Raw genomic sequence first — 22292 nt, 5'->3', positions numbered from 1 at the left:
ACGACGTCGTCCTCGCCGAGATAGGGCCCGGTGCGGACCTCGATGAGCTCGAGGTCGATCTTGCCGGGGTTCTCGAGCTTGTGGTCGGTGCCGATGGGGAGGTAGACGGCCTCGTTCTCGCGCAGGATGCGGGACTGGCCCTCCATGGTGACACGGGCGGTGCCGGAGAGCACGACCCAGTGCTCGGAGCGGTGGTAGTGGCGCTGCAGCGCAATGGCCTGGCCGGGATGGATCAGGACGCGCTTGACCTGGAAGCGGTCGCCGGCGTGCAGCGACTTGACGGTGCCCCAGGGGCGGTAGATCTCGCGGTGGATGACGGCCTCGGGCCGCCTGGCCTTCTTCAGCGCGTCGGTGACGGCCTTGACGTCCTGGACCTGGTCCTTGGCGGCGACCAGCACGGCGTCGTCGGTGGCGATGACGATGGCGTCGTCGAGGCCGATGACGGCGGTGAGGATGCCGTCGGAGCGGACCAGGCAGTTGCGGGAGTCGAAGGCCAGCGCGTCGCCCTGGGCGATGTTGCCGTCGGCGTCGCGGTCGCCGATCTCCCACAAGGACGACCAGGAGCCGACATCGGTCCAGCCGATCGAGGCGGGGACGACGCCGGCATGGTCGGTCTTCTCCATCACGGCGTGGTCGATCGAGATCGAGGGGGCCTGGACGAAGGCGGCGGGGTCGAGGCGCAGGAAGGTGAGGTCGCGCGAGGCGGCCTTGAGCGCGGCGTCGGCGGCGGCGAGGACCTGGGGCGCGTGGCGGGCGCATTCGGCCAGGTACCGGCCGGCGGTGAACAGGAAGATGCCGGCGTTCCACNGCTCCGACGGCATCCTCACCGCCGTCATCGGCCTCGACGACGCCATCGTCATCGCCACCGACGACGCCGGCATGGTCGGTCTTCTCCATCACGGCGTGGTCGATCGAGATCGAGGGGGCCTGGACGAAGGCGGCGGGGTCGAGGCGCAGGAAGGTGAGGTCGCGCGAGGCGGCCTTGAGCGCGGCGTCGGCGGCGGCGAGGACCTGGGGCGCGTGGCGGGCGCATTCGGCCAGGTACCGGCCGGCGGTGAACAGGAAGATGCCGGCGTTCCAGAGATGCCGACCCTCGGCCAGGAAGCGCTCGGCGGTCTCGCGCGGCGGCTTCTCGACGAAGTGGGCGATGGCGCGGGCGCCCGGGGCCTCGGGGATCTCGTCGCCGGGCAGGATGTAGCCGTATCCGGTCTCGGGCGCGGTCGGCTGCATGCCGAAGGTCATCAGATGGCCGGCGCGGGCGGCGGGTGCGGCGGCGGCGATGGCGGCCCGGAAGCCGGCGGGATCGGCGATGTGGTGGTCGGCCGGCAGCACCAGCATCAGCGTGTCGGGGTCGCGGTCGGCCAGGAAGCGGGCGGCGACGGCGACGGCGGGGGCGGTGTTGCGGGCCGAGGGCTCGAGGATGATGGCGTCGGGGGCGACGCCGATCTGGCGCATCTGCTCGGCGACGATGAAGCGGTGGTCATCGGCGCAGATGAACACCGGCGGGGCGAAGCCGTCGGCCTCGCCGACCCGGGCCACCGTCTCCTGGATCATGGTGCTGCCCGAGACCAGCGGCAGGAACTGCTTGGGATACCCCGCCCGCGACAGCGGCCACAGCCGCGTCCCCGAACCGCCCGACAACACCACTGGCACCACCGCCTGGCTGCCGGCCTCTGCCGCTGCCCTTTCGACCGTTTTCGCCTTGGCCATGAACCGTCTCGCTGCGCCGGATCCGATGAGACGCTTATCGGCCATCCGGCCGTGGCGGTTCAAGTCCGCCGCAGCCGGAGCGGTCCGTTGACAGTGGCCGAACAATCATCTGACAATTCGTGCTGAACAAAGAGTCGGGGATCGCGGCGCGGCACCGCCCCCGGCAGCCAATTCGCCGTGGAGGAGTGCTCATGACTGGTTCGTTGCAGCGCGCCCTGCTGGGCGCGGTCCTGGCCGTGGCGGTCGCCCTGCCGGCGGCGGCGCAGGACAAGAAGACCATCCTGACATCGGTGCCCAGCCTCGGCTTCCCGTTCTTCGTCCACATGATGAACGAGCTGAAGGCGGAATCGCAGAAGCTGGGCGTGGCCTCGGTCGAATCCGACGGCCAGAACAGCGCGCCGAAGCAGACCGCCGATGTCGAGGCGGCGCTGGTGCAGAAGGTCGACGGCATCGTCATCAGCCCGATCGACGTCAATGCCATGGCGCCGGTGCTGAGCGAGGCGGTGGAGGCCGGGGTGCCGGTCGTCACCATCGACCGCCGCGTCACCGGGGTCGACGGCATCCTGGCCCATGTCGGCGCCGACAACGTGCTGGGCGGCGAGGCCCAGGCGAAATGGCTGATGGAGACCTATCCGAACGGCGCCACCATCGTGAACCTGCAGGGCCAGCCCGGCGCCAGCCCGGCGATCGACCGCAACAAGGGCCTGCACAACGTCCTCGACCAGCACAAGGACAAGTACAAGTTCGTGGCCGAGCAGACCGCGAACTTCGCCCGCGACCAGGGCTTGAGCGTGACCGAGACGATCCTGGCCGGCCTGCAGACGCCGCCCGACGTCATCGTGTCCGCCAATGACGACATGGCGCTCGGCGCGCTGGAGGCGGTGCGCGGCCGCAACCTGCAGGACAAGATCAGGATCATCGGCTTCGACGCGCTGCCGGAGGCGCTGGGCAGCATCCGCGACGGCGGCCTGGCCGGCACCATCGAGCAGTTCCCGGGCGGCCAGAGCCGCAAGGCGGTCGAGGTGCTGGTCGACTACCTCAAGACCCAGAAGAAGCCGGATCCGGCGCTGATCCTGCTGACCCCGATCGCCCTCACCAAGGCCAATCTCGACAAGGCCGAACGCATCGGCGAGGTGAAGTAGGGCCTTTCCCATCCTGTCATCGCCGGGCTTGACCCGGCGATCCAGGGGCCACCGAGAACCGCTCTTGCCGCCCTGGATGCCCGGGTCAAGCCCGGGCATGACAAGAAGGGTGAAGAGGAAACGGATGACCGAACCGCTGCTGCGCATGACCGCGATCACCAAGCGCTTCCCGGGTGTCGTCGCCCTGGACGGCGTCGGGCTGGAGGTCGCGGCCGGCGAGGTGCATGGCCTGCTGGGCGAGAACGGCGCCGGCAAGTCGACGCTGCTGAAGATCCTGTCCGGAGCCCAGGCGCCGGACGGCGGCAGCATCGCCTTCGCCGGCGAGGCCGTGAGCTTCGCCGCGCCCTATGAGGCGCAGCGGCGCGGCATCGTCACGATCTATCAGGAGTTCAACCTGATCCCGAGCCTGACCGTGGGGGAGAACATCCTGATCGGGCGTGAGCCGGGGCGGGCCGGCCTGGTCGACTGGGGCGCGATGCACCGGGCGGCCAAGGCGGCGCTGGACCGGATCGGCCTGGCGATCGACCCGCGCCGGCTGGTGCGCGACCTCAGCGTCGCCGAGCAGCAGATGGTCGAGATCGCCCGCGCCCTGTCGATGGATTCGCGGCTGATCGTGATGGACGAGCCGACCTCGGCCTTGAGCGCCACCGAGGTCGACCGGCTGATGGCGATCATCCGCACCCTGCGCGGCCAGGGCATCGCCGTGATCTACGTCACCCATCGCCTCGACGAGGTGATGGCGGTCTGCGACCGGATCACGGTGCTGCGCGACGGCAGGCTGGTCGGCGGCGCGAACGTCGCCGACATTACCGTCGACGACATCATCCGCATGATGGTCGGCCGCGACCTCGGCGCCCTGGCCCGGATCGAGGGCGGCGCGGCCCAGCCCGGCCCGCCGGCGCTGCGGGCCGAGAGCATCGCCACCGAGCGCAGCGCGCTGAACCCGCACGCCACGGTGCTGCACGACGTGTCGCTTGCGGTGCGGCGCGGCGAGATCCTGGGCATCGCCGGGCTGGTCGGCGCCGGGCGGACCGAGCTGGCCCGGGCGATCTTCGGCGCCGACGCCCGCACCGGCGGCCGCGTCCTGGTGGAAGACAAGCCGGTCGAGATCCGGTCCCCGGCGGACGCCATCCGCCACGGCATCGGTCTGGTGCCGGAGGACCGCAAGCAGCAGGCGCTGTTCCTGTCGCTGGCGATCCGCAGCAACCTAGCCATCGCCGCACTGGGCAAGCTGGCGGGGCTGTTCGGCTATGTGTCCGACAGCCGGGAGCGGGGGCTGGTGGAGGAGTACCGAAGGGCGCTCGGCATCCGCATGGCGGGGCCGGAGCAGCAGATCGCCAACCTGTCCGGCGGCAACCAGCAGAAGGTGGTGCTGGCGCGCTGGCTGGCGCTGCGGCCGAAGGTGCTGATCGTCGACGAGCCGACGCGCGGCATCGATGTCGCCGCCAAGGCCGAGGTGCACCAGCTGCTGGGCCGGCTGGCGCGGGAGGGCATCGCGGTCATCGCCATCTCCTCCGAACTGCCGGAGGTGCTGGCGATCAGCGACCGCATCGTCACCATGTGCGAGGGCCGGATCACCGGCGAGCTCGGCCGGGCCGAGGCCGACGAGGAAACGCTGATGCGGCTGATGACGCGCCGCCGGGCGGCATAGGAAAGACCAAGATGGCGCAGGGTACGACACTTCCGGACCGGGGCGGCTTCGACCTGTTCGGGCTTCTGGCGCGGTTCGCGCCGCTGATCTTCCTGGTGGTACTGATGGCCGGCTTCGCCATCGCCGAGCCGCGCTTCATCTCCACCGTCAACCTGCTGAACGTGCTGCGCCAGGTCTCGATCTACGGGCTGCTGGCGATCGGCATGACCTTCGTCATCCTGACCGCCGGCATCGACCTGTCGATCGGCGCCGTCCTGGCCTTCTGCGGCCTGGCCGCCGCGATCGTCGCCAAGGGCAGCGCCACCGGCAATTTCTCGCTCGGCGCCGACGAGGCGCAGGGCTGGGGCTGGGGCGCTGCCGCCCTGGTCTCGATCCTGCTCGGCATGGCCGCGGGGGCGATCCAGGGCCTCGGCATCACCCGGCTGAAGGTGCCGCCCTTCGTGGTGACGCTGGGCGGCATGTCGGCCTTCCGCGGCGCCGCGCTGCTGTTGTCCGGCGGCGGGCCGATCAGCGGCTTCGACGCCGATTTCCGCTATTGGGGCCAGGGCAAGGTGCTGGAGATCCCGGTGCCGGTGCTGGTGTTCCTGGGCTTCGCCGTGCTGGCCCATCTGGTGCTGCGCTACAGCCGCTTCGGCCGCCAGGTCTATGCCGTCGGCGGCAACCCGGAGGCGGCGCGCCTGTCCGGGCTGAAGGTGCGGCGGGTGCTGCTCAGCGTCTATGTCATCATGGGCTTCTTCGTCGGGCTCGGCGCCTTCGTGCTGTCGGCCCGGCTGAACTCGGCCGAGGCGGTGGCGGGGCAGGGCTACGAGCTGACCGTGATCGCCTCGGTGGTGATCGGCGGCACCAGCCTGTTCGGCGGCATCGGCACCATCTTCGGCACGGTGATCGGCACCGTGCTGATCGGCGTGCTGCTGAACGGCCTCGTGCTGCTGAACGTCTCCTCCTACATCCAGCAGATCATCATCGGCGTGATCATCGTGCTGGCCGTGGCCTTCGACACCTTCGCCAAGTCGCGCCGCCGCCGGGTGTAGCCGCCCGAAGTTTTTTCGGGGACGATGTCGAACGGCCTTCTGCCGGCCCGTCATTGGGGTGAGCGAGACGCGCTCGACCCCATGCGATGGAGACGATCATGCAGTACGCCCTGCTGTTCCAGCAGACCCCCGAGGAATTCGCCAATCGGCGCGACCCGGAGAAGCACGCCGCCTTCTGGGCCGCCTTCATGCCCTATATGACGGCGCTGAAGGAGGCCGGTGTCGTGGTCGCCGGCGCCGGGCTGGAGCCGCCCGCCACCGCCACCTCGATCCGCATCGGCGGCAGCGGGCGGCAGGTGCAGGACGGCCCCTTCGCCGACACCAAGGAGCAGCTGGCCGGCTTCTTCATCATCGAGGTGCCGAACCTGGACGCGGCGCTCGACTGGGCCGCGCGCTATCCGGGCGGCCCGGGCGGCGGGGTCGAGGTGCGGCCGGTGGCGCCGCCCAAGCCGCAGCAGTGAGCACGGACACGCGCCGCGCGATCGAGCGGGCGGCGCGTGACTCCTATGGCCGGCTGGTGACCTTCCTGGCCGCCCGGTCGCGCGACATCGCGGCGGCGGAGGACGCGCTGGCCGATGCCTTCCGCGCGGCGCTGGAGACCTGGCCGCGCGACGGCCTGCCGGGCCGGCCGGAGGCCTGGCTGCTGACCGCGGCGCGGCGGCGCCTGATCGACCGTGCCCGCCATATCCAGGTGCAGGCGGAGGCCGTGCCCGATCTCCGCATCGTGGCGGAGGAGGCCGAGGCGCTGGCCGAGGCCGATCGCTTCCCGGACGAGCGGCTGAAGCTGCTCTTCGTCTGCGCCCATCCGGCGATCGACCCGGCGATCCACACCCCGCTGATGCTGCAGACCGTGCTGGGGCTCGACGCCGCGCGCATCGCCTCGGCCTTCCTGGTCAGCCCCGCTGCCATGGGCCAGCGACTGTCCCGCGCCAAGGCCAAGATCCGCGACGCCGGCATCGGCTTCGAGCTGCCGGAGGCCAGGGAGCTGCCGCCGCGCCTCGACGCGGTGCTGGAGGCGATCTACGCCGCCTATGGCAGCGGCTGGGACGACGTCGCCGGCGCCGATCCGCGCCGGCGGGGGCTGGCGGCGGAGGCGATCGATCTCGGCCGGATGCTGCGGCCGCTGCTGCCCGCCGAGCCGGAGGTCGAGGGGCTGCTGGCCCTGATGCTGCATTGCGAGGCCCGGCGCGAGGCGCGCCGCGGGCCGGATGGCGGCTATGTCCCGCTGTCGGAGCAGGACACGGTGCGATGGTCGGCGCCGATGATCGCGGAGGCGGAGCGGATCCTGTCGGCCGCCGCCCAGGACAAGCGCTTCGGCCGGTTTCAGCTGGAGGCGGCGATCCAGTCGGTGCACGCCCAGCGGGCCCGGACCGGCCGCACGGACTGGGAGGCGATCGCCCTGCTGTATGAGGGGCTGGTGCGGCTGGCGCCGACCATCGGCGCCAGGGTCGGCCAGGCCGCCGCCGTGGCCGAGGCGCGCGACGCTGCGGCCGGCTGGGCGCTGCTGCAGGCGATCCCGGCCGAGGCGGTGGCGGGCTACCAGCCCTATTGGGCGCTGGCGGCCCATCTGCTGCGCCGGCTCGGCCAGTCGGCGGACGCCGCCTATGAGCGCGCCATCGGCCTGTGCGAGGACCCGGCGATGCGGGCGTTCCTGCTGCGGCGGCGGGATCGCGCGTAGCCCTCGGGAATGCCGGGCGTCTTCTCGTATTGCCTCTCCCGCCTGGCGGGAGAGGTCGGGCTCGCGTCAGCGAGACCGGGTGAGGGCTGGTCCCGGCCTCGACAAAATCCCCTCACCCGGAGCCGCTTCGCGTCTCCGACCTCTCCCGCAAGCGGGAGAGGCAAGGACGTAAACTCATTCCGCTCTAGTCCCAGAGCACCATCGTCTCCGTGATCCGCACCCGGGCCGTGGCGACCACCGCATCGGAGACGGCCGGGCGGGTCAGGAACTCGGCCCAGCTGAACAGGTCGGCCAGCGCCGCCATCCGGCGCCACTCCGCCGGCAGCGTGCCGCCCGCCGCGCGGTAGCCGGCGGCGGCGGCCTCGGCGAAGCCGGGCCGGGTGCCGAGCGGCGGCCGCAGCAGGTTGCCGAGATCGAAGAACGGGCTGCCGGCGAAGGCGAACTCCCAGTCCAGCACGGCGGCGACGGCCCAGCCCTCCGGCCCCTGGCGGACCAGGATGTTGGTGCCGCCGAAATCGGAATGGGTCAGGCAGGGCGGGCCGGGCCAGCGGTCGAGCAGCCCGGCCTCGCGCTCGGCGAAGGCGACCAGGCGGTCGGCCAGGTCGCGGCCCAGCCGGTCGCCGCCGGGCCCGTCGATCAGCACATGGCGCAGGAAGCCGACCAGCCCGCCGCCACCGATATCGACCGGCTCGGCCACCGTCAGCGACCCGTCGAGGAAACCGCTGCGGTCGAAGGCCACCGCATGGATCGCCGCCAGCGCCGCGCCGACGGAGCGGGCGAGGGGTGGCAGCGCGGTGTCGTCCAGGTCCCGGGCAGCCTCGTCCAGCCGCTGACCGTCGATCCATTCGAGCAGGCCGAAGGGCAGGCCGGTCGAAGGGTCGTCGCCACCGCCCAGGAGGCGAGGAGCGGGGAGGCCGCGCCCGGCGGCAAGGGCGTGGATCGCCCGCTCCTTCGCCGCCTGGGCCGGGTCGCGCTGGTACAGCCGCAGCACCACCGGAGGATGGCTTTCGAGGTCGAGGCGGAGATTGGTGTTGGCGAGCCCGCCCGAAAGCTCGGCGACCCGCAGCACCGCCGGCTGGCCGGGCAGGGACCGGACCAGCGCGGTCGCCTCGTCCGGGCTGATGACGGCAGCCGGATAGGGCCTCGACCAATCCTCGCGCATCAGAGGCCGAGCGTCGTCAGCCGGAACAGCAGGAAGGCGGCGCCGGCCAGGGTCAGCAGCGCGCACAGCCCCAGGGCGACGCGACCGGCCCAGAGCGGCCGCGCCGCGGTCGCCGAGGCCATCACCTGCCGGAGCTGCCGGAACCAGCGCGACAGCCACCAGCCGCCGATCAGGATCGAGAGCCCCGCCGCGGCGAGATAGCTCCAGAAGATCCCGTCGGCGCCCCATTCCTGGAAGATCAGCCCGGTCCGCTCCGGCGCGCCGTCATGCACGCCGGCGAAGGCGCCGTAGATCATGGCGAAGCCGACCAGGATCAGGCCGGTGGCCTTGATCGGCGCCTCCGGCCTGATCATCGCAGCGCCCGCAGCACCCGGTCGGTCATGGCCGGCACCTCCGCCAGGTCGTGATACAGGCCGAAGCCGAAGCGCAGCCGGTCGTCGCGATGGTCGACGACGATGCCGGCCGCGCGCAGCCGGTCGTCGATCGCGCCGGCGGCGTCGGTGCGATAGGTCAGGAAATGGCCGCGCGCCGGCGTGTCCAGCGGCACCAGCAGCCGGCCGCGGGCGAGGTCCGGATGGCCGGCCCGGTCGAGCGCCCCGGCGAAGGCCTTCTGCACCGCCAGCACATGGGCGTGGATCTCAGGCACGCCGAGGCCGCGCTCCGCCAGCAGGTCGAGCACGGCCAGCATTCGGTACAGGCCGGAGGGGTCGAAGGTCGAGCCGAGGAAGCGGCTGCCGTCGGTGCCATAGGGCACGCGCCCATCCTGCGCCCCGGCCAGCGCACCGAAGGCGGCGTACCAGCCGGTGTCGCGCGGCCGCGGACCGTAGCCGGGCGGCACATGCAGGAAACAGGCGCCTTCGCCGGCCATGGCGTATTTGTAGCCGCCGGCGATGTAGAAGGCGCGCCCGGCGATCACCGAGAGGTCCGTCGGCAGCGCCATGAAGCCGTGATAGCCGTCGACCGCGACCAGCGTCTGCGGGTCCGGCACCGCCGCCACCAGCGCCGCCAGGTCGGGCACGGCGTAGCCGGAGTTGAAGAACACCTGGCTGAAGAACACCAGGTCATGGCCGCCGGCCCCGGCCGCCGCGGCGAAGCGGGCGGGGAAGTCGGCGGTCGGCTCCTGCGCCACCCGGGTGACCTCGACCAGCCCATCCTCTTCCAGCCGCGCGATCTGGCGGCGGAAGCTGTGGAACTCGGAATCGGTGGCCAGCACCCGGGCCGGCCGGTTCGCCGGCAGGCAGGACAGCAGCCGCTTGACGAATTCATGCGTGTTCGGCGCGAAGGCGAGGGAGGCCGGGTCGGGCAGGCTGAGGATCGCGGCGATCCGCGCCTGCAGCCGCGGCACCACATCGCCGAACACCGTCTCCCATTTGTGGTCGGCCAGCCGGGCGGTGTCCTCGACGTATCGAAGCTGCGCCTCGTAGACCGCGTCGGGCCACAGATGATGGCTGTGCGCCGCCAGATGCAGCCGCTCCGGCGCCGCCGCCAGGAAGCGGGAGAACAGTGGCCTGAAGCTCATGCCCCGGCTCCCTCGCCATAGGACAGGCCGGTGCGGCGGGTGATCTCCTCCGGCAGCGGCGGCAGGGCCGAGCGCGGGATCAGGTAGGTCGACAGGGTGAACAGGTCGCCGAACACGCGGTGCCGCTCCGCCGTGCGCGCCAGGTAGTCATGGCCGGAGGAGCCGCCGGTGCCGGTCTTCAGCCCGATCATGCGCTGCACCATCAGCGCGTGGCGGTAGCGCCACAGCGTCATGGTCTCGTCGATGTCCATCAGCAGGCTCAAGAGGCCGAACGGCACCTGCAGCGCCGGCTCGTCGCGGTACAGGTTGATGAACAGCGCCGCCTGCAGGGCACGCCAGGACATCCGCCAGGCGCCCTGCGCCGCCTCCTCGGCATGGCGCGCCTCGTCGAACAGCGCGTCGAAGCGGGACAGCGCCTTGCGCAGCGCCGCCACCTCGGCCTCGCGCGCCGCCTCGTCCAGCGTCGGATGGGCGGTCAGGTGGCCGATATCGCCCTCCAGCATCGCCACCATCGCCTGGCGATAGGCCTCGCGGAAGCGGTAGCCGCCGAGCTCGATGAAGGGCGTGCGGGCCAGCCAGGCGTCGAGCTGGTCGAACAGGCTGGGCTGGCCGGATGCTTCGACCACGCGCTCGCGGCCCGGCGATTCCAGCCGGGTCTCGAAGGACTTGCCCTCATAGGCCAGCCGGTCGTCGGCGCGCAGGCCGAGGCGGATCTCGATCATCCGGAACTGCGCGCTCTGGAACCCCGAGGCCGGGCGCAGCAGGTCGCGGAAATCGAGGAAGTCGAGCGGCGTCATGGTCTCGAGCACGTCGAGCTGGTGCACGCCGAGCTTCAGGATCTCGTGGATGCGGTGCAGCGCCCGGCTGGCGCGGCCGATGGCGCGGTCGTCAACCCGGTCGGCGGCGAACACGCCCTGCACGGCGTCGAGCTCGAACAGGATCTGCTTGAACCACAGCTCATAGGCCTGGTGCACGACGATGAACAGCATCTCGTCATGCGCCGGGCGGCCGGCCTTCTCGCTCTCGCGGTCCTGCAGGTCGAGCAGCTGGTCGAGCTGCAGATAGGATGCGTAGTGGACGCCTGGTTCGGCCATGGCGCGTCTCCCGGTGGCTGCCGGTTGCCGACCGAAGTCGACCGCGGTCCAGTGCTGATGATGTCGGGAGGCTAGCGCGTCGGCGCCGGAGACGGCAAGCGGGCGCGGTGCCCGTCAGGGCCGGGGATAGCCGGCGACGAGTGATGATGGCCGGGCGCGCGCTTCGGCATGACCGGACGGGTCTGGCGGAGGCCTATGTCCGCGATGCGCCATATCCGGCCGTCGGACCCAGCCCTCCGAAGCGGACATGACGGGATTCTACCCGAAGCGGAAATTCAGCCTGACAGGGTCGAGCGGCGGCAACGGACAACGATTTCGAGAAACAACTCTCGCCCCTCCCTGATCGGCCGAAACCCTACAAGACCCCGGGGTAGGCGCCGCCATCGATCAGGAGGCTCTGCCCGGTGATGTAACCGGCCTGACCCGAGCACAAGAAGGCGCAGGCGGCGCCAAATTCGGAGGCGTCGCCGAAGCGCCCGGCGGGAATGCCGGCCTGGGTCTCTTGCCGCACGGTTTCGACCGGAATACCGCGTCGTTCGGCTGCCGCCTGCTCGTTCGAGCGGCGCCGGCGAGTTTCGAACGCCCCAGGCAGCAGGAAGTTGATGGTGACGTTGGCATGCGCCACCGACCGCGCCACGCCGGCGAGGAAGCCGGTCAGCCCGGCCCGGGCGCCGCTGGACAGGTCGAGCCTTGCGATCGGCATCTTCACCGTGGCCGAGGTGATGTTGACGATGCGGCCGAAGCGCCGCTCGACCATGCCGTCGATCACCCGCTGCACCAGCTCGATCGGCGCCGCCATGTTGCCGACCACACCGGCCAGCAATGCCTCGCGGTCGATCTCGCGGAAGTCGCGCAGCGGCGGGCCGCCATTGTTGTTGACCAGGATGTCGACCCGGGGCGCGGCCTGCAGCAGCGCGTCCTGTCCGGCGCGGGTGGTGACGTCGCCGGCGACGGCGATCACCTCCGCCCCGGTCTCGGCCCGGATCTCGTCGGCGGTCCTCTCCAGCACCGCCCGGTCGCGGCCGTTGACCACCACATCGCAACCGGCCCGCGCCAATTCCAGCGCACAGGCCCGCCCGAGCCCCCGGCTCGACGCGCAGACCACGGCCTGCCGCCCCTTCAGCCCGAGATCCATGTCATCCTCCTTTTCCAACGCCCGGTCAGGGACCGGTAGAACGGTGCTCGAACCCGGCGCCGGCGCACGCCTCACGCGCCGGTCCAACGATCTTCCGGAGACTCGAGCCGTGACGTCGATCGCGCAGCTGAAACGAGCGTTCAGTCGATCCGAAGGCTCTGCTGCATGGCGAAGCACTGAGACCAGATGAAGACGTCGTACGCCGCCAGGCGCGACTGCCATTTGGGCGTCACCGCGTTGACGCACTTCACCACCACGCGGTCGATGTAGTTGTCAGCCACCGCCCAGGGGTTGGCCTTGTCCGCATCATCCATCCCGACGCCGACGGGGGTGGTCTGAAGCGCTGTCGCAGTGGCCGACTTGACGTCATTCATGAATTCGAGCTGTTCGCGCACGTCGGCGTGGGTCCCGACGCGGTCCACATGCCCGCCGACCAAGGTCTCGAATGGAATCTTGTCGATCTCGGCGACCTGCTCGAAATAGCCAGGCACATTCTGTGCGTCGGCGAAGCCTGACCACGCCATCCAACCCGGAAAGACGATATCGACCACCATCAGCACCTTCTGCGCGGGCGCCCAGATGAAGATGTTGCCGGGCTCATGGGCGACACCGTGATAGCTGAGCTCCAAGACCTGGCTGCCGACCTTCAGCGTGTAACGGTCCTTGAACGCGATCGTGGGCACGGGCCGCTTCGGATCGTTTGCCCGAACGAGCAGGCGCTTCGTCTCCTCCTGGGCGATGATGATGGGGTGTCCCCCCAGATCCGCCGCGCCGCCGATATGATCGATGTGGGCATGGCTGTAGATCAGATGGGTGACCGGCCGATCCGTCACATCCGCGATCGCTTGCTTCAGATGCGCTGAATAGCTGGGCGGCGCATCCACCACCACGACACCCTTGTCATAGACCAGGAACATCGACTGGTATGCATTGTCGGTCACCATGTAGAGACCTCCGCCCAGCTGCTGGAGGCGGTACCCCTTGGCGGGATCCACCGACGGCACCGCGGTGGGGGTCGGGAGCGGCAGATACCGGTCCACGCGGACGCCGATCGGGGCGATCGCCGGCATCTCCTGGTAGGCTGCGCCCGCTTCCCCGGGCCGCGCCGCTGATTGCGCCCACGCACCATTCGCGGACGACAGCCCAAGAACGATCGCCAGCACGCTTGACATCGAGGAGCCCATGGAGAGCGCCCCAACAAAGCGGCGTGCAAGTCTCTGCGACATTGAAGCTGTCCTGATTGTTGAATCAAGTATTCCCGGTCGACGGAATCTTTCGACTTGCCTCGCACCAAATGCGCGGCGTGCGGACCTTATGAGTTCGCGCGGTCGCAGATATATGATGCCGAAGTATAGGTGCTCTAGGCCGTGGGGACGGGTTTGGCCAGGATCATGGAGGCGGTGAAAACGACTGGAGATGTCCGCTTCGCGGAGGCCATAGAGGCCGAGATCGTCCGCTCAGGGTCCAGGGCGTGTGAAAACGCAACCGACGGCGACTGCAGCGCAATCTCCCACCGGAAGCGGCTGCCACCGCAGCATGAAAGATTCTGGATGGCGGCCCGCACCGCAACGGAATTGCCGGCAAGAACGACGGCGCAGCGTTTTCACANTGAAAACGCAACCGACGGCGACTGCAGCGCAATCTCCCACCGGAAGCGGCTGCCACCGCAGCATGAAAGATTCTGGATGGCGGCCCGCACCGCAACGGAATTGCCGGCAAGAACGACGGCGCAGCGTTTTCACACAGCCTCGGTCGATTCGGGGCAGTGACAGTGATCTGCCTGGGCGCACAATGGCGGCGCGGGAGGAACCGCGGACTTAAGCAAACACAATGTTCATTGCGCGGCTCCGCGATTTTCGTTCATGATRCGTTCYATGSACRAGACGCCATCCGAACCGATCCGGCCGACCGATCCCGACATGCAGTGGACGGGATGGGCGCTGCACATGGTGCGSGAGGCGGCCGAGATCGACATGCGCAGCAAGCGGATGACCGAGCGGCAGCAGGAGAGGGCGGACAGGGACTCGCCGCTCGATTTCGGTCTGATCCAGTCGCGGCTGTCGCGGTCGCTGCGGCTGTCGGTGGCGATGGTCGAGCGGATCCGCGTCGACTACCTGATGCGGCGGGGCGAGCGCGAGGCGTCGGGCGAGCAGCAGCGCCGGCGGCAGCGGCGGGAGCAGGTCACCGAGACCGTGACCAAGGCGATCGCGACCCCCGCGGATGGCGAGGGCGCCGAGCATCTGCGATCGGTGGTGTGGGAGACGCTGGTCGAGGACGAGATCCTCGACGCGCAGCTCGACACGCTGTCGGAGGAGGAGTTCGTGCAGGCGGTGTGCCGCAAGATCGGCCGCCCGCCGCCCTCGATCCCGCTGCCGCGGGGCCGCGACGAGCGGGCCGAGGTGACGGCCGCTGACCCGCCGACGGAGGCCGCCGATCGCGAGCCTGCTGGGGATTGGTCGGTCGAGCCGGCCGAGTCCGCCGTCGGCCTGCCCATGCCGGCGCCGTCGAAACCGGACAGCAGCTAGCGGCCTTGGCGCCTCCCACACCGTCATTGCGAGGAGGCGAAGCCGACGAAGCAATCCATCGTCCCGTGCAAGCTGCTGCATGGATTGCTTCGCTGCGCTCGCAATGACGATGTGGGTTGGCGAGTCAGCCAACAGGGCCGGATGATTTTGCCTCTCCTCCCCGGGGCTTGACCCGGGGAGGCGCGGGAGAGGCCGCGCGTCCTATCCTGAAGATCGGATGATCACGCCGCCGCTCACTGCAGCTTGCGGGTGTCCTCGATCACCTTGCCGTCATTCGGCAGGCTGCCCGGCGGCACCACGGCGACCGCGGCGCGCAGCTTGGCCAGTTCCATCACCGTCTCGGCCACGGCGTCGGCCACGGCGGCGTCGGCGCTTTCCACCTGCAGCACCGCCTCGTCGATGCCCAGCTGGCTGCCCACCACGAGCCGGCCGCGTTCCAGCCCGTGGCGCTTCAGCACCTCGGCGACCTGGCCGGGATGGATGAACAGGCCGCGCACCTTGGTGCTCTGGTCGGCCCGGCCCAGCCAGCCGCGCAGCCGCGGCGCGGTGCGGCCGCAGGGGCTGCGCCCGGGCAGGATCGCCGAGAGGTCGCCGGTGGCGAAGCGGATCCAGGGCGCGCAGCGGTCGAAGCTGGTCACCACCACCTCGCCGACCTCGCCCTCTGGCACCGGGTCGCCGGTGCCGGGGCGCACGATCTCGACCAGGATGCCCTCGGCCAGCACCAGCCCCTCATGCGCCGCGGTCTCGTAGGCGATCAGGCCGAGATCGGCGGTGCCGTAGCTCTGGAACAGGTCGATGCCGCGGGCGGCGTAGAACTCGCGCAGCGGCGGCAGCAGCGGCCCGCCGGAGAGATGGGCCAGCGTCAGCGCGGCGGTGTCGTGGCCCAGCTGGTCGGCCTTCTCCAGGATCAGCTTGAGGAAATCGGGCGGGCCGACATAGCCGCGCGGCTTCAGGTCGGCCATCGCCCGCGCCTGCAGCTCGGTGTTGCCGGTGCCGGCCGGGATCACGGCGCAGCCCAGCGCCTCGGCCCCGGTCTCGAACATCGTCCCGGCCGGGGTGAAATGGTAGGAGAAGCAGTTCTGCAGGATGTCGCCCTCGCGGAAGCCGCTGGCGAACAGGGCGCGGGCGGTGCGCCACGTGTCGATCCCGTGCGCCTCGCCCTCGTAGATCGGGCCGGGGGAGCTGTAGACCCGGCGGAACTGCCCCGGCCGGATCGTGGTCAGCCCGCCGAAGGGCAGGTCGACGCCCTGGATCGCCGGCAGCTCGGACTTCCGGGTCAGCGGCAGCTCCGCCAGCTCGGCCCGGCTGGTCACCGCCGCCGGGTCGATCCCGGCCAGGCGCTTGGCATAGCCGGGGGCAGAGGTCCTGGCATGGGCGATCTGGGCCGGCAGCTCGGCCAGCAGCGCCGCCTCCCGCTCCTCCGCCGGACGGGTCTCGAGATCGTCGTAATGCTCGGCCATGGGCTGGACCCACCCTGTGTCGTGTCGAGGCTCCGGTCCCAACCATGACGCCGCCGGCCGGGTGGTACAATGCCGATCCCCGGCGTGCGGCGACGGGCGGCTACAGCATGCCGATCGCGACATCGCCGATGGCGTGGTCATCCTCCGCCCCGGCACCGGCGATGCCGAGGGCGCCGACCACCGCGCCGGCGTCGCGCCAGGGGAAGCCGCCGGGCTGCACCAGGATCTCTCCCAGCCCGGCCAGCTGCGCCGCCTCGGCCGGGTCGCGGGCCAGGCGCAGGGCGGGATCGCGCGTCGGCTCGCCGAGGTGCATCGCCGCGGCGGCGCGGCGGCGGGCGATCTCCAGCACCAGGTGGCCGACGCCGTCCATCCGCGCCGCGGCGACGACATGGCCGCCACGGTCGACCACCACCGCCGCGACCTGCTGCTCGCGGCGGCCGGCCTCGGCCAGGGCGGCCGCCAGCACGGCCTGGGCTTCGGCGAGGGCGGGGGCGAAGTCGGGCATGACGCTCTCCGGCGACGGATGTGGAAGGATAGTGAAGCATCCCCTTTGTTGTCATGCCCGGGCTTGACCCGGGCATCCAGAGATGTCGAGGCTGCTCTGGGTGGCCCCCGGATCGCCGGGTCAAGCCCGGCGATGACAGACCTGGTCTCGCGAAAGAATCGTACGCGAGCCCACTTGATCCCGGGGCCGGTTGCGGCCACGCTCATTCCCATGAGCTTCACGCTGAACGCCGAACAAGACGCCATCCGCGATGCCGCGCGCGCCTTCGCCGCGGAGCAGATGGCCCCCCATGCCGCCCGCTGGGACGAGGAGCAGATCTTCCCGGTCGACACGCTGCGCCAGGCCGCGGCGCTGGGCTTCGCCGGCATCTATTGCGGCGAGGCGCATGGCGGCAGCGGCCTGACCCGGCGCGACGCCGCGATCGTGTTCGAGGAGCTGGCGGCGGCCTGCGTCTCCACCGCCGCCTATGTCTCGATCCACAACATGGTCGGCTGGATGATCGACAGCTTCGGGTCGGAGGAGCTGAAGGCGCGCTTCCTGCCGTCGATGATGACGATGGAGCGCTTCGCCAGCTACTGCCTGACCGAGCCCGGCTCCGGCTCCGACGCCGCGTCGCTGCGCACCCGCGCGGTGCGCGACGGCGACCATTACGTGCTGAACGGCACCAAGGCCTTCATCTCCGGCGGCTCGACCTCCGACCTCTATGTCGTGATGGCGCGGACCGGCGAGGCGGGGCCGAAGGGCATCTCGGCGATCCTGGTCGAGAAGGGCACGCCCGGCCTGTCCTTCGGCAAGAAGGAGAAGAAGCTGGGCTGGAACAGCCAGGTCACCACCATGGTGATCTTCGAGGATTGCCGCGTGCCGGTCGCCAACCGGCTGGGCGAGGAGGGGCAGGGCTTCACCTTCGCCATGAAGGGGCTCGATGGCGGCCGGGTCAACATCGGCGCCTGCTCGCTGGGGGGCGCCCGGGCCTGCCTGGAGGCGGCGCGCGGCCACATGCTGCAGCGCAGCCAGTTCGGCCGGAAGATCGCGGAGTTCCAGGCCCTGCAGTTCAAGCTGGCCGACATGGCGATCGACCTCGACGCGGCCCGGCTGATGATCCACCGCGCCGCGGATTCGCTGGACCGGCGCGACCCGGACGCGACCCAGCATTGCGCCATGGCCAAGCGCTTCGCCACCGACGCCGGCTTCCGGATCTGCAACGATGCGCTGCAGCTGCATGGCGGCTACGGCTATATCAAGGAGTATCCGGTGGAGCGCTTCCTGCGCGACGTCCGCGTCAACCAGATCCTGGAAGGCACCAACGAGATCATGCGCCTGATCGTGGCCCGCCGCCTGCTGGCGGAGTGAGGCCGGAAGACCTGTCATGACCGACGAGATCCTGATCGACCGCGAGGGGCCGATCGCCATCGTGACGCTGAACCGGCCGAAGGCGCTGAACGCGCTGACGCTGCCGATGTGCCGGGCGCTGCTGCCGCGGATGGCGGAATGGGCGGAGGATCCGGAGCTGCATGCCGTGGTGGTGCGCGGCGCCGGCGACCGCGCCTTCTGCGCCGGCGGCGACATCCGCGCCGTGTATGAGCGGGGGCCGCAATCCGGCGTGCCGGGCGACGACCGGGATGAGGACTTCTTCTGGGTCGAGTACCGGCTGAACCACTCCATCCACCATTTCCCCAAGCCCTGGATCGCACTGCTGGACGGCGTGACCATGGGCGGGGGCCTGGGCCTGTCGGTGCACGGCTCGCACCGGGTGACCACCGGCAAGACGCTGAGCGCCATGCCGGAATGCGGCATCGGCCTGTTCCCGGACATCGGCGGCGGCTGGTTCCTGTCGCGCTGCCCGGGGGAGGTCGGCACCTATCTGGCCCTGACCGGGGCGCGGATCGGTGCCGCCGACATGCTGTACAGCCGGATGGGCACGCATCACGTCGCCTCCGACCGGGTCGACGATCTGGTCGCGGCGCTGGCCGATGCAGAGTGGATCGGCCAGGGCGGGGTGGTGGCGGAGCAGGTGCTGCGGCGCTTCGCCGTCGACCCGGGCACGCCGGCGCTGGCGCCGCTGCGCCCGGCGATCGACCGCTGCTTCGGCCATGACACGGTCGAGGCGATCCTGGCGGCGCTGGATGCCGAGCCCGGCGACTGGGCGCAGGAAGCGGCGGCGCAGATCCGCGCCGGGTCGCCGACCAGTCTGAAGGTGACGCTGCGGCAGATCCGCCAGGGCAAGACCATGATCTATGACGCGGTGGCGGCGATGGAATACCGCATGGTCCACCGCTTCCTCGCCAAGCCGGACTTCTTCGAGGGCGTGCGGGCGCAACTGGTCGACAAGACCCGCGACCCCACCTGGCGGCCTGCGACGCTGGGCGAGGTGGACGACGCCGCCGTCGCCGCCTATTTCCAGCCGCTGCCCGGCCGCGAGCTGAGCTTCGACTGAACCAAGGACGGGCGGCTCACGCCTGGTTGGGAGGACTCCGATGTCGCTGCGTATCGCCTTTCTCGGGCTCGGCCATATGGGCCGGCCGATGGCGCTGAATCTGGTCAAGGCCGGGCACCAGGTGACCGGCTTCGACCCGGTGGATGCGGTGCGCGAGGCGGTGGCGAAAGAGGGCATTGCCGCCAAGCCGTCGATCGCCGCGGCGGTGGACGACGCCCAAGTGGTGATCAGCATGCTGCCGACCGGCGGCCATGCCCGCGAGGCCTATCTCGGCGACAAGGGCGTCTGCGCCGGCGCGCCGGCGGGGGCGCTCTTGATCGACTGCTCGACCATCGATGTCGACAGCGCCCGGCTGATCGCGAAGGAGGCGGCATCGCGCGGCTTCGCCATGGTCGATGCCCCGGTCTCCGGCGGCACCGGCGGCGCCGCGGCCGGCACCCTGACCTTCATGGTCGGCGGCGCGGACGACGCCTTCGGGCGGGCCGAGCCGGTGCTGCAGGCGATGGGCAAGGCGGTCATCCATACCGGCGGCCCCGGCACCGGCCAGGCGGCCAAGATCTGCAACAACATGGTGCTCGGCATCTCGATGATCGCGGTGTCGGAGGCCTTCGCTTTGGCCGACAAGCTGGGGCTGGAGCGGCAGAAGCTGTTCGACGTGTCGTCCAAGAGCTCCGGCCAGTGCTGGTCGCTGACGACCTACTGCCCGGTGCCGGGGCCGGTGCCGACCTCGCCGGCCAATCGCGACTACAAGCCCGGCTTCACCGCGGCGATGATGCTGAAGGATCTGCGCCTGTCGCAGGCTGCGGCCCAGGCCGCCGGCGCCGCCACGCCGCTCGGTGCCGCGGCCGCTTCGCTCTACACCCTGTTTGTGAACGACGGGCAGCAGGACACTGATTTCTCTGGCATCTTCAAGATGATCTCCGGTGAGTGAGCCGGCCGGGCTGCAGCGTGACCGGCTGACCCGGGTCGGGCCCGACCGGCGCATCACGGTCCGGCTGGTGGCGCCGGCCGCCCGGTCGGTGACGGTCAACTTCCATCCGGTCGGCTCCGTGCCGCTGGCCCGGAACGGAGAGGGCGTGTGGGAGGCGGTGCTGGGCCCGCTCGAGCCCGGACTGTACGAATATGGTTTCAATGTCGACGGCTTCGCCGCGCCCGACACCGGCACGGCGACGCCGAAGCCGCAGCGCCAGCTCGACGCCAGCCTGATCCTGGTGCCGGGCAGCATCCTCGACACGCGGCCGGTGCCGCATGGCGACCTGCGGGTGGTGACCCGGCACAGCATGGCCCTGGGGATGGAGCGGCAATTCCTGGTCTGGACCCCGCCGGGCTATGGCGACGCCTCCGCCCCGCTGCCGGTGCTGGTGCTCTATCACGGCTATGGCGACACGGCGTGGTCCTGGGTGCTGCAGGGCCGGGCGCCGCAGATCCTCGACAACCTGCTGGCCGAGGGCCGGATCGCGCCGATGCTCGTGGTCTTCGCCGGGACTGAGGCGGATATCCCCGGCGCGGTCCCGGAGGAGTTCCCGGACGCCACCCGCCGCCGCGACTTCTACCCGCCCAACGCGGCCGCGGTGGACCGCGAGCTGATGCAGGACATCCTCCCGCATCTGGAAGCCCAATACCGGGTGCGGACCGATGCGGCGGGGCGGGCGATCGCCGGCCTGTCCCAGGGCGGCTACCAGGCGGTGGTCTCCGGCCTCGGCCATCTCGGCCGTTTCGCCTGGCTGGGCACCTTCAGCGGCGTGTCGCAGGCGACGGTGCCGCATGACGGCATCGCCCGGGCGCTGGCGGAGCCGGACCGGGTCAACGCCACGCTGCGCGACTTCAGCATCACATTGGGCGCGGAGGACACGATAACCGGGGACGACACCCGCGGCCTGCTCCGGGCGCTGGACGCGGCCGGCATCCGCCACCGCTACACCGAATATCCCGGCCTGGCCCATGAGATGGCGGTGTGGCGGCCGTCGCTGATCGACTTCCTGCAGGTGATCTTCAAGACGTGACCGGATCGGTTCCTTCCGCTCGTCGGGCATAATCGCAGCCTGACGACTCGGGAGAGCCTCCAATGCGCAAGATCTCCGTCTCCATCGCGGTTCTCCTGGCGCTGAGCGGGGCGCCGTCGATGGCCGCCGATCCCGGCATCCCCGCCCTGCCGCCGACCGACCAGCCGCTGCGCGACTTCGTCACCCGGGTCGAGGCGGACCGCCGCATCACCTTCCGGCTGTTCGCGCCGGAGGCGAAGGCCGTCTCGGTCGTGTTCGGCTCGATGGACCCGGCCAAGGTAAAGGCGACGCCGATGACGAAGGACGGGCGCGGCGTCTGGAGCGTCGCGGCCGGCCCGGTCGAACCCGACCTCTACGAGTACTACTTCAACGTCGACGGCTTCCGCGCCACGGACATCGGCACCGCCGGGCCGAAGCCGCAGCGCCAGGTCAACACCAGCCTGATCCTGGTGCCGGGCAGCATCGTCGACACCAGGCCGGTGCCGCATGGCGACCTGCGGGTCGTGACCCTGTCCAGCCAGGCGCTGGGTTCCGAACGGCAGATGCTGGTGTGGACGCCGCCGGGCTATGGCGACGGGTCAGCGCCGCTGCCGGTGCTGTACCTCTATCACGGCTTCGGCGACACGGTGTGGTCCTGGGTCACCCAGGGAAGGGCGCCGCAGATCCTCGACAATCTGTTGGCCGAGAAGAAGATCGTGCCGATGATCGTGGTGATCCCGGACACCGAGACCGACATCGCCGCGGCGGTGGCGGAGGATTTCCCGGGCGCGACCCGGCGCCAGACCTTCTATCCGGCGAACGCGGCCGCCGCCGACCGCGAGCTGATCGGGGACATCATTCCGTATATGGAGGCGCATTACCGGGTCCGCACCGACGCGACCGGCCGGGCGCTCGCCGGCCTGTCGCAGGGCGGCTACCAGGCGCTGGTGTCCGGCCTCGGCCATCTCGGCACCTTCGCCTGGCTGGCGACCTTCAGCGGCGTGTCGCAAACCACGGTGCCCGATGCCGGCATCGCCAAGGCACTGGCCGAGCCGGCCAAGGTCAATGCCGGCCTGCGCGGCTTCATCGTCACGGTCGGCAGCGACGACACCATCACCGGCAAGGACATCGCCGGCCTTCGCAAGGACCTCGACGCCACCGGCATCCGCTACGACTACAAGGAATATCCCGGCCTTTATCACGAGATGGCGGTGTGGCGCCCCTCGCTGGCCGATTTCCTGCAGAAGATCTTCCGGGACTGACC

Annotated in this window: 19 protein-coding genes and 2 pseudogenes; 11 read left to right on the top strand and 10 right to left on the bottom strand. The window is 70.6% G+C overall.

The window, feature by feature from the left end:
* Both BWR60_RS11650 and BWR60_RS11645 read right to left on the bottom strand, forming a co-directional pair.
* Window positions 1–821, bottom strand: an 821-nt coding sequence (locus tag BWR60_RS11650; protein ID WP_230983025.1) for a mannose-1-phosphate guanylyltransferase/mannose-6-phosphate isomerase, incomplete at its 3' end; no start/stop codon positions are given.
* Between the two features lie 319 nt (window positions 822–1140).
* A pseudogene (locus BWR60_RS11645) lies at window positions 1141–1710 on the bottom strand (sugar phosphate nucleotidyltransferase); the annotation flags it as partial.
* A gap of 191 nt (window positions 1711–1901) precedes the next feature.
* Here BWR60_RS11645 and BWR60_RS11640 point away from each other — a divergent pair.
* The 5 genes from BWR60_RS11640 (at window position 1902) to BWR60_RS11620 (ending at window position 7212) form a co-directional block, all read left to right on the top strand.
* On the top strand, window positions 1902–2852 hold the full coding sequence (locus BWR60_RS11640) for a substrate-binding domain-containing protein (protein WP_088151179.1): 951 nt from the start codon (window positions 1902–1904) through the stop codon (window positions 2850–2852).
* Between the two features lie 124 nt (window positions 2853–2976).
* Window positions 2977–4503 carry a sugar ABC transporter ATP-binding protein gene (locus BWR60_RS11635; RefSeq protein WP_088151178.1) on the top strand — a complete coding sequence of 509 codons (1527 nt, stop codon included), beginning with the start codon at window positions 2977–2979 and terminating at the stop codon, window positions 4501–4503.
* A gap of 11 nt (window positions 4504–4514) precedes the next feature.
* Complete coding sequence (locus BWR60_RS11630) at window positions 4515–5534, top strand: ABC transporter permease (protein ID WP_088151177.1); 1020 nt, start codon at window positions 4515–4517, stop codon at window positions 5532–5534.
* A gap of 98 nt (window positions 5535–5632) precedes the next feature.
* Window positions 5633–5995 carry a YciI family protein gene (locus BWR60_RS11625; protein ID WP_088151189.1) on the top strand — a complete coding sequence of 121 codons (363 nt, stop codon included), beginning with the start codon at window positions 5633–5635 and terminating at the stop codon, window positions 5993–5995.
* On the top strand, window positions 5992–7212 hold the full coding sequence (locus BWR60_RS11620; protein ID WP_088151176.1) for an RNA polymerase sigma factor: 1221 nt from the start codon (window positions 5992–5994) through the stop codon (window positions 7210–7212). Before BWR60_RS11625 ends, BWR60_RS11620 begins: the two co-directional genes overlap by 4 nt.
* Before the next feature lie 184 nt (window positions 7213–7396).
* On the opposite strand, the gene BWR60_RS11615 is transcribed toward BWR60_RS11620, so the two are convergent.
* The 6 genes and pseudogenes from BWR60_RS11615 to BWR60_RS11595 all read right to left on the bottom strand — a co-directional run bounded on the left by BWR60_RS11615 (window position 7397) and on the right by BWR60_RS11595 (window position 13285).
* Window positions 7397–8374, bottom strand: a complete 978-nt coding sequence (locus BWR60_RS11615) for a phosphotransferase family protein (protein WP_144445593.1) — start codon at window positions 8372–8374, stop codon at window positions 7397–7399.
* The gene (locus tag BWR60_RS36320) at window positions 8374–8727 is read right to left on the bottom strand and encodes a hypothetical protein (RefSeq protein WP_144445592.1); all 354 of its coding nucleotides are present in this window, start codon (window positions 8725–8727) and stop codon (window positions 8374–8376) included. Before BWR60_RS36320 ends, BWR60_RS11615 begins: the two co-directional genes overlap by 1 nt.
* The gene (locus BWR60_RS11610) at window positions 8724–9893 is read right to left on the bottom strand and encodes an aminotransferase (protein WP_088151174.1); all 1170 of its coding nucleotides are present in this window, start codon (window positions 9891–9893) and stop codon (window positions 8724–8726) included. The genes BWR60_RS36320 and BWR60_RS11610 overlap by 4 nt, the downstream gene beginning before the upstream one ends.
* Window positions 9890–10993: pseudogene (locus tag BWR60_RS11605) on the bottom strand (tryptophan 2,3-dioxygenase family protein); the annotation flags it as partial. The pseudogene BWR60_RS11605 and the gene BWR60_RS11610, both read right to left, overlap by 4 nt.
* Window positions 10994–11342: 349 nt before the next feature.
* Window positions 11343–12122 carry an SDR family oxidoreductase gene (locus tag BWR60_RS11600; RefSeq protein WP_088151172.1) on the bottom strand — a complete coding sequence of 260 codons (780 nt, stop codon included), beginning with the start codon at window positions 12120–12122 and terminating at the stop codon, window positions 11343–11345.
* A 140-nt stretch (window positions 12123–12262) separates the two neighbouring features.
* Entirely contained in the window at window positions 12263–13285 is a 1023-nt protein-coding gene (locus BWR60_RS11595) for an MBL fold metallo-hydrolase (RefSeq protein WP_218823446.1), read from the bottom strand.
* A gap of 756 nt (window positions 13286–14041) precedes the next feature.
* On the opposite strand from BWR60_RS11595, the gene BWR60_RS11590 reads away from it, so the two are divergent.
* The gene (locus tag BWR60_RS11590; RefSeq protein WP_144445591.1) at window positions 14042–14647 is read left to right on the top strand and encodes a hypothetical protein; all 606 of its coding nucleotides are present in this window, start codon (window positions 14042–14044) and stop codon (window positions 14645–14647) included.
* A gap of 233 nt (window positions 14648–14880) precedes the next feature.
* Here BWR60_RS11590 and BWR60_RS11585 read toward each other — a convergent pair whose 3' ends face one another.
* Window positions 14881–16107 (bottom strand): phenylacetate--CoA ligase family protein, encoded by a 1227-nt coding sequence (locus BWR60_RS11585; protein ID WP_088151169.1) that lies wholly within the window; start codon window positions 16105–16107, stop codon window positions 14881–14883.
* 100 nt (window positions 16108–16207) lie between these two features.
* Window positions 16208–16612, bottom strand: a complete 405-nt coding sequence (locus tag BWR60_RS11580) for a heme-binding protein (RefSeq protein WP_088151168.1) — start codon at window positions 16610–16612, stop codon at window positions 16208–16210.
* Between the two features lie 210 nt (window positions 16613–16822).
* Between BWR60_RS11580 and BWR60_RS11575 the strand changes: the two genes are divergently transcribed.
* The 5 genes from BWR60_RS11575 (at window position 16823) to BWR60_RS11555 (ending at window position 22290) form a co-directional block, all read left to right on the top strand.
* Window positions 16823–17962 (top strand): acyl-CoA dehydrogenase family protein, encoded by a 1140-nt coding sequence (locus BWR60_RS11575; RefSeq protein WP_088151167.1) that lies wholly within the window; start codon window positions 16823–16825, stop codon window positions 17960–17962.
* Between the two features lie 16 nt (window positions 17963–17978).
* Window positions 17979–19046: an enoyl-CoA hydratase/isomerase family protein gene (locus BWR60_RS11570; protein ID WP_088151166.1), complete on the top strand. Its 1068-nt coding sequence runs from the start codon at window positions 17979–17981 to the stop codon at window positions 19044–19046.
* A gap of 40 nt (window positions 19047–19086) precedes the next feature.
* A complete protein-coding gene (mmsB, locus tag BWR60_RS11565; RefSeq protein WP_088151165.1) occupies window positions 19087–19977 on the top strand; it encodes a 3-hydroxyisobutyrate dehydrogenase in 891 nt (296 codons plus the stop codon).
* Entirely contained in the window at window positions 19970–21049 is a 1080-nt protein-coding gene (locus tag BWR60_RS11560; protein WP_088151164.1) for an alpha/beta hydrolase-fold protein, read from the top strand. The genes mmsB and BWR60_RS11560 overlap by 8 nt, the downstream gene beginning before the upstream one ends.
* A gap of 62 nt (window positions 21050–21111) precedes the next feature.
* Window positions 21112–22290: an alpha/beta hydrolase-fold protein gene (locus tag BWR60_RS11555; protein ID WP_088151163.1), complete on the top strand. Its 1179-nt coding sequence runs from the start codon at window positions 21112–21114 to the stop codon at window positions 22288–22290.
* Window positions 22291–22292 lie beyond the last annotated feature (2 nt).

Origin of the sequence: Inquilinus limosus (genome assembly GCF_002195995.1) — a bacterium.
GTDB lineage: Bacteria > Pseudomonadota > Alphaproteobacteria > DSM-16000 > Inquilinaceae > Inquilinus > Inquilinus limosus_C.
Note: the sequence above shows the minus strand (reverse complement) of the source record. Positions and strands in the feature narration are given on the sequence as shown.